The 6,791-nt window shown below is 68.5% G+C and carries 5 protein-coding genes; 3 read left to right on the forward strand and 2 right to left on the reverse strand.

What is annotated here, in order from left to right:
• Positions 1–20: 20 nt before the first annotated feature.
• Together ACWBNA_RS16450 and hisC are read right to left on the reverse strand one after the other, a co-directional pair.
• Positions 21–1,526, reverse strand: a complete 1,506-nt coding sequence (locus tag ACWBNA_RS16450; protein ID WP_482705076.1) for a cytochrome ubiquinol oxidase subunit I — start codon at positions 1,524–1,526, stop codon at positions 21–23.
• A 195-nt stretch (positions 1,527–1,721) separates the two neighbouring features.
• The gene (gene hisC, locus ACWBNA_RS16455) at positions 1,722–2,801 is read right to left on the reverse strand and encodes a histidinol-phosphate transaminase (protein ID WP_482705077.1); all 1,080 of its coding nucleotides are present in this window, start codon (positions 2,799–2,801) and stop codon (positions 1,722–1,724) included.
• Positions 2,802–3,220: 419 nt separating this feature from the next.
• On the opposite strand from hisC, the gene ACWBNA_RS16460 reads away from it, so the two are divergent.
• The 3 genes from ACWBNA_RS16460 to ACWBNA_RS16470 all read left to right on the forward strand — a co-directional run bounded on the left by ACWBNA_RS16460 (position 3,221) and on the right by ACWBNA_RS16470 (position 6,715).
• A complete protein-coding gene (locus tag ACWBNA_RS16460; RefSeq protein ID WP_482705078.1) occupies positions 3,221–4,333 on the forward strand; it encodes a LacI family DNA-binding transcriptional regulator in 1,113 nt (370 codons plus the stop codon).
• 243 nt (positions 4,334–4,576) lie between these two features.
• Positions 4,577–5,659, forward strand: coding sequence for a metallophosphoesterase (locus ACWBNA_RS16465; RefSeq protein WP_482705079.1), 1,083 nt, complete (start codon positions 4,577–4,579; stop codon positions 5,657–5,659).
• A 192-nt stretch (positions 5,660–5,851) separates the two neighbouring features.
• On the forward strand, positions 5,852–6,715 hold the full coding sequence (locus ACWBNA_RS16470) for a hypothetical protein (protein ID WP_482705080.1): 864 nt from the start codon (positions 5,852–5,854) through the stop codon (positions 6,713–6,715).
• Positions 6,716–6,791 lie beyond the last annotated feature (76 nt).

The following is a 6,791-nucleotide window of genomic DNA, read 5'->3' on the forward strand; positions in this document are numbered from 1 at the left end:
GACTGTGCAGCTCCCTCGGCCTAGTAGGAGAAGGCCATCGGCTTGTCGGCGTCCCGGGAGTCGCCGCCGATCTTCGTGGGCGGGTTGAGGTCGGCCTCGGTGAGTTCGGGCGGGCCGGCCTTCACGTACTTCGCGAGCAGCCTGACCTCGATGACGGCCAGGACGGCGTACAGCGCGGTGAAGGTCACCATCGAGATGATGATCTCGGTCTGGGAGACGCCCGGGGAGACCGCGTCCCGGGTCTGCATCACGCCGTAGACGACCCAGGGCTGGCGGCCCATCTCGGTGAAGATCCAGCCCCACGAGTTGGCGATCAGCGGGAACGCCATCGTCCAGACCGCAGCCAGCCAGTACAGCCGGGTGAGCCTCGACCCGAGCGGCTTCTTCAGCAGCACCAGGTGCGGTACCTCGTCCTCCCCGGTCCGCAGGGCGGTCGGCAGCAGGAACCTCTTCCGGGTGAGCCACAGCCCCAGCAGGCCGAGGGAGAAGGACGCCATACCGAAGCCGATCATCCAGCGGAAGCCCCAGTAGGCGACGGGGACGATGGGCTTGTAGTCACCGGGCCCGAACTTCTGCTGCTCGGCCTTGTTGGTGTCGTTGATGCCGGGCACGTACGAATCGAAGTCGCTGTGGGCGAGGAAGGACAGCAGACCGGGTATCTCCAGGGCCACCTTGTTGTGCCCCTCGTCGACGTCCCCGTACGCGAACACGGAGAAGGGCGCCGGCTTCTCGCCGTCCCACAGCGCCTCGGCGGCGGCCATCTTCATCGGCTGCTGCTCGTACATGACCTTGCCGAGGGTGTCCCCACTGATCGCGGTGAGCAGACCACCGACCGCCAGCGTGACCAGGCCGAGCCGGAGCGAGGTCCGCATCACCGGGATGTGCTTCTTGCGCAGCAGGTGGAACGCGGCGATGCCCACCATGAAGGCGCCACCCGTCAGAAAGGCCGCCGAGAAGCTGTGGAAGACCTGGTTGAGAGCGGTGTTCTGGGTGAGGACCTGCCAGAAGTCGGTGAGTTCGGCGCGGCCCTTCTCCTTGTTGATCCGGTAGCCGACGGGGTGCTGCATCCAGGAGTTGGCCGCGAGGATGAAGTACGCCGACAGCAGTGTGCCGATGGAGACCATCCAGATGCACGCCAGGTGGATCTTCTTCGGCAGCTTGTCCCAGCCGAAGATCCACAGGCCGATGAAGGTCGACTCGAAGAAGAAGGCGATCAGCGCCTCGAAGGCGAGCGGGGCGCCGAAGACGTCACCGACGAAGCGCGAGTAGTCGGACCAGTTCATGCCGAACTGGAACTCCTGCACGATGCCGGTGACGACCCCCATCGCGATGTTGATCAGGAAGAGCTTGCCCCAGAACTTGGTGGCCCTGAGGTACTTCTCCTTCTCCGTGCGCACCCACGCGGTCTGCAGGCCGGCCGTGAGAGCGGCCAGCGAGATCGTCAGGGGAACGAACAGGAAGTGGTAGACGGTGGTGATGCCGAACTGCCAGCGCGCCAATGTCTCCGGCGCCAGAGCCAGGTCCACGTCGTCACTCTCCTTACATCGCCGTGGTCACAGCGGCGGTTTGCCCCTTACGCCCCCTGCATCGAGGGAGTAACCGGGACACGCTTGTGAACGCGTTCACATTCACAAGCAATTATGGCGCACCCATTTTCGAAGCACGATGGGGGGTCCCCGTTTTTCCGGGAGACCCCCCTCACAACACACCGGTGCCGGGACCTAGAGCTCCTTGCGGAAGCCCTCCGCCACCTTCAGGAAGATGTCGTTCGCCTCGTTCTCCCCGACCGTGACCCGTACACCCTCGCCCGGGAACGGCCGGATCACCACGCCCGCCTGCTCGCACGCGGCGGCGAAGGCGACCGTGTGCTCCCCCAGTCGCAGCCACACGAAGTTGGCCTGCGTCTCGGGCACCGTCCACCCCTGGACGCGCAATGCCTCGACCACGCGCGTGCGCTCGCACACCAGCGAGCCGACGCGCCCGAGCAGTTCGTCCTCGGCCTGCAGCGAGGCGATCGCCGCGTCCTGTGCGATCTGGCTCACACCGAAGGGCACCGCCGTCTTGCGCAGCGCCGCCGCCACCGGCTCGTGAGCGATCGCGAAGCCGACGCGCAGGCCGGCGAGGCCGTACGCCTTGGAGAACGTCCGCAGGACACAGACGTTGGGGCGCTCGCGGTAGAGCTCCACACCGTCCGGCACCTCGAGGTCGCGGATGAACTCGCGGTACGCCTCGTCCAGCACCACCAACACGTCGCTCGGCACCCGGTCGAGGAACCGCTCCAGCTCGGCCCGCTTCACGACCGTGCCCGTCGGGTTGTTCGGGTTGCAGACGAAGATCAGCCGGGTCCGGTCGGTGATCGCGTCCGCCATCGCGTCCAGGTCGTGCACATCACCCGGCGTCAGCGGCACCTGCACCGACGTCGCGCCGCTGATCTGCGTGATGATCGGGTACGCCTCGAAGGACCGCCAGGCGTAGATCACCTCGTCGCCGGGCCCGGAGGTCGCCTGGACCAGCTGCTGGGCCACGCCGACCGAGCCGGTGCCGGTGGCCAGATGGGCCGGCGGGACGGCGAAGCGCTCGGACAGCTCGTTCATCAGGCCCGTGCACGCCATGTCCGGGTAGCGGTTGAACGACGAGGCCGCGGCCATCACCGTCTCCATCACGCCGGGCAGCGGCGGATACGGGTTCTCGTTGGAGGACAGCTTGAAGGCCACCGGGCCGCCGGCCGCCGCAGGCTTGCCCGGCTTGTAGGTGGGAATCCCCGCCAGTTCGGCGCGCAGCTTGGGGCTCGTCTCGCTCACCGCAGTCCTCCTCGCGACCGCCGGCGGCCCGTCATCACCGCCCGGCTTCCAATACTGCTCACCTTATGAGGATTCCGTTCGGCTGCGTACAGGTCAGTGCCGACCTCATCCGTCACACCGGCATCAGGGGCATCACCGCACAGAGGTGCACGAAACCAGGGGGCGCTGTCACATATATCTATGCGCCGGTGGCTCACGCCGTGGCGCGCATCCCTCGTAGAGGTGAGTTGAGACCTCTTCGAAACATGAACCACTTGGCAGGCTTGCGCGGGCCGACAAGTCACGTCCTGACATGGACCGGTTCAACTCCCTTGCTTTCCAAGGCATTTGACACTCTGTGACCTTGCAGAAACGTGCCTGTCAACGCGTGCATATGCGTCCGCCCTACCCCACCGCATGAGCCCTACTATCGGCTCGCCATGACAGCAGCAGGGAAGCACCAGGTGAGCCGCGCGGAAACCTCTCGTCGGGGAGGTCGGCCGGGCCGGGCAGGCATCAGAGACGTCGCCGCCGCCGCCGGAGTCTCGATCACGACCGTCTCCGACGCCCTCAACGGCAAGGGCAGGCTCCCCGACGCCACCCGACGCCATGTCCGCGAGGTCGCCGACCGGCTGGGCTACCGCCCGTCGGCCGCCGCCCGCACACTCCGCACCGGCAAGTCAGGACTGATCGGCCTGACCGTGACCACGTACGGGGATGAACCTTTCACCTTCACGGAGTTCGCGTACTTCGCCGAAATGGCGCGCGCCGCCACCTCGGCCGCGCTCGCCCGCGGCTACGCGCTCGTCATCCTCCCCGCGACCTCCCGCCACGACGTGTGGTCGAACGTCGCCCTGGACGGCACGGTCGTCATCGACCCGTCCGACCAGGACCCGGTGGTCAGCGAACTGGTCCGGCAGGGTCTACCGGTCGTCTCCGACGGCCGCCCGGCCGGCACACTGCCGGTCACCGCCTGGGTCGACAACGACCACGAGGCCGCCGTACTCGGCATCCTCGACCATCTGGCCGACGCCGGCGCCCGCCGCATCGGCCTGCTGACCGGCACCACGACGGACACGTACACCCACCTGTCGACCACCGCATACCTGCGCTGGTGCGAGCGCGTGGGCCAGGATCCTGTGTACGAGGCGTACCCGGCGCACGATCCGTGCGCGGGCGCCGTCGCCGCCGACCGGCTGCTCGCCCGCCCCGACCGGCCCGACGCCGTGTACGGACTGTTCGACCCGAACGGCACCGACCTCCTCGCCGCCGCCCGCCGCTACGGGCTGCGCGTACCGGACGACCTCCTTCTGGTCTGCTGCAGCGAGTCCACCGTGTACGCCAGCACCGAGCCGCCCATCACCACGCTCTCCCTGAAGCCGCGCCGCATCGGCACCGCCGTGGTCCAGCTCCTCATCGACGCCATCGAGGGGGTCGAAACGGACCGACCGGTCGAGCAGGTGATACCGACCGAACTGATCGTGCGTACCTCGTCCCAGCGACGTCCTCCGCGTACGACCGTGAGCCCGCCGCGGTCCCCCGAAGAGAAGTAGCCCGACGGCGGCCGCCCCGGGAAAGCGCGTTCTCCGGGGCGGGACAAGGGCCGTTGCCACGAGGGCGAAGCCCTGCCCAATCGGGGCGAAAGCCGCGGTGAACCGGTGTCCTGCTCCGATTCACCACCCCTGGGTCATCACACGGCGCGATTCGCATTCCTATGATGGGCCCACGACACCGCGGGCCGCTGCGACCAGGCAGTCCGAAGCGGTGCAGATGCGGCGTGATGGTGGAGGGGTCTGATGACTCAGGGGGCCGGTCAGGGACCCGAGGTGGAGCGAACGGCGACGTTGCGCGACTTCCGGGTGCCCGCATACGTCCACGAGACCGGTCCGTACCCTCCCGTCGCGCCCACCGGCGAGGGTGTCAGACTGGTCGAGGAACCGGTGGACCACCCCGAGGGGTACACGCCGACCGAGCGTGACCTGCCGGTCATCAACCGGGGTGACACTCTTCAGGTGCACATCGACCCCGTGACCGTCCCGGACCCGCAGCCGACGAGCGGACCCGGGCCGCTGTACGTCGTCGGAGACGTCCACGGCTATCTCGACGAGCTGCTGGCCGCCCTCCAGGAGAAGGGCCTCGTCGACAACGCGGGCAACTGGTGCGCGGGCACCGCCCGACTCTGGTTCCTGGGCGACTTCACCGACCGCGGCCCGGACGGCATCGGCGTCATCGACCTCGTGATGCGGCTGTCCGCCGAGGCAGCCGCCGCCGGCGGCTACTGCAAGGCCCTCATGGGCAACCACGAGCTGCTGTTGCTCGGCGCCAAGCGGTTCGGCGACACCCCCGTCAACTCCGGCGCGGGCACCGCCACCTTCCAGGCCGCCTGGCTGCTCAACGGCGGCCAGAAGAGCGACATGGACCGCCTCCAGGACCATCACCTCCAGTGGATGGCCCGCCTCGACGCCGTCGAGGAGGTCGACGGTCATCTTCTCGTCCACTCCGACACCACCGCGTATCTCGACTACGGTCGCTCCATCGAAGAGGTCAACGACACCGTCCGCGAGACGATCACGCGCAACGACGCGGACGAGGTGTGGGATCTGTTCCGCAAGTTCACCAAGCGGTTCTCCTTCCGCGACGAGGGCGGCGCCGACGCCGTACGCTCCTTGCTCGATACGTATGGCGGCACCCGCATCGTTCACGGTCACAGCCCCATTCCGTATCTCCTCGGCGACGTCGGCTCCGAAGAGGGCGAGGACCCGGCGACTCCGCTGGTGGAGGGACCGCACCTCTACGCCGACGGACTCGCCATCGCGATGGACGGCGGAGTGACCATGGCCGGAAAGCTGCTGGTCCAGCAACTTCCGCTGGATATCTGAGCGTTCCCAGGGCAGGCGTTCCCCACGACGGACTGATCGACGGCGGCCCCGGGCAGAGGGCATTTTCGGTAAACCCCCTGTCACGGCGTGCCGACATCGCTCTACCATCGGCTTATCCGTAGCAGGCTCCCCTCCGTTTCTGCCCGACGGCTCGTCAGCGTGCGAGCCCCAAGCCCTACGGAGCATCGGGGGATGCACATGAACAGCGTTCCGCAGCACCTGCTGAGCGAGGACCGCCAGGAATACGAGCGGATCCTCGATGAGGCGCTGCGCTCCGCCCCACACCGCCCTGAACTGGCCGCTGTTGGTCAGCGGCTCAACACCGAACAACTGCGCACCATGGCACTCAACGCCACCGCCCTCATCACGGCGGCCGCGGCGACCGAGTACCAGCACTATGTGAAGGTCCGCGAGGAACTGCGCCAACCGGCGCCGTCCAACCCGTCGTCCACGCGCGAGACCGGCTCCACGGAGCCGGGCACCAGCACGATGGGACTCGCCGCCACCGTGGGTGAGGTCGCCGAGACCGCCGGCGCGGGCGCCGTCGCCGTCGCCGCGGTCCTGACACCCGTCCTCGCCGGAACGGCCGCAGCGATCTTCCTGCTCGTGGGCTACATCCTGAAGATGCTCAACCCCGAGCCGGCGTTCGCCCAGACCATGCTCACCACCGGATGGGTGTTCGGCGCCATGACCGCGGCCGCGATCCTCGTCGCCGCCGTCGGACTGCTGCTCACCGCGCTGCGCAACCAGCCCTCGCTCGAAGCGGGGCCGTACAGCGCGATGAGCGAGGAGGTGGCCCGGGCCAAAGAAGCCTGGCGGGAAGCCCTGCTGGAGCGCGGCATCCTGCCCTTCCTCCGGGAAGCGCTCGCCGCCCCCGGCAGCGCCGCACTGCACCGTACGGCACCGCCGGCGCCGACCAGCCGCATCCCGCACCTCGGCTACGACCGACCGGGCTTCAGCAGCCCGGACGAAGGCGCCCGAGGTCCGCGCCCGAGCTTCACGAGCCCGGACTACAGCAGCCCGGACTTCGGGGGGCCCGAACACCAGCCGGAATAGCCGGAACGGCCCCTCGGCGTGCGCCCCCCCCCCCGGGGGCGCAAACCGAAGACCCCGCCCCCCACCGGGGGCAGGA

The organism is Streptomyces sp. Q2 (genome assembly GCF_056820935.1).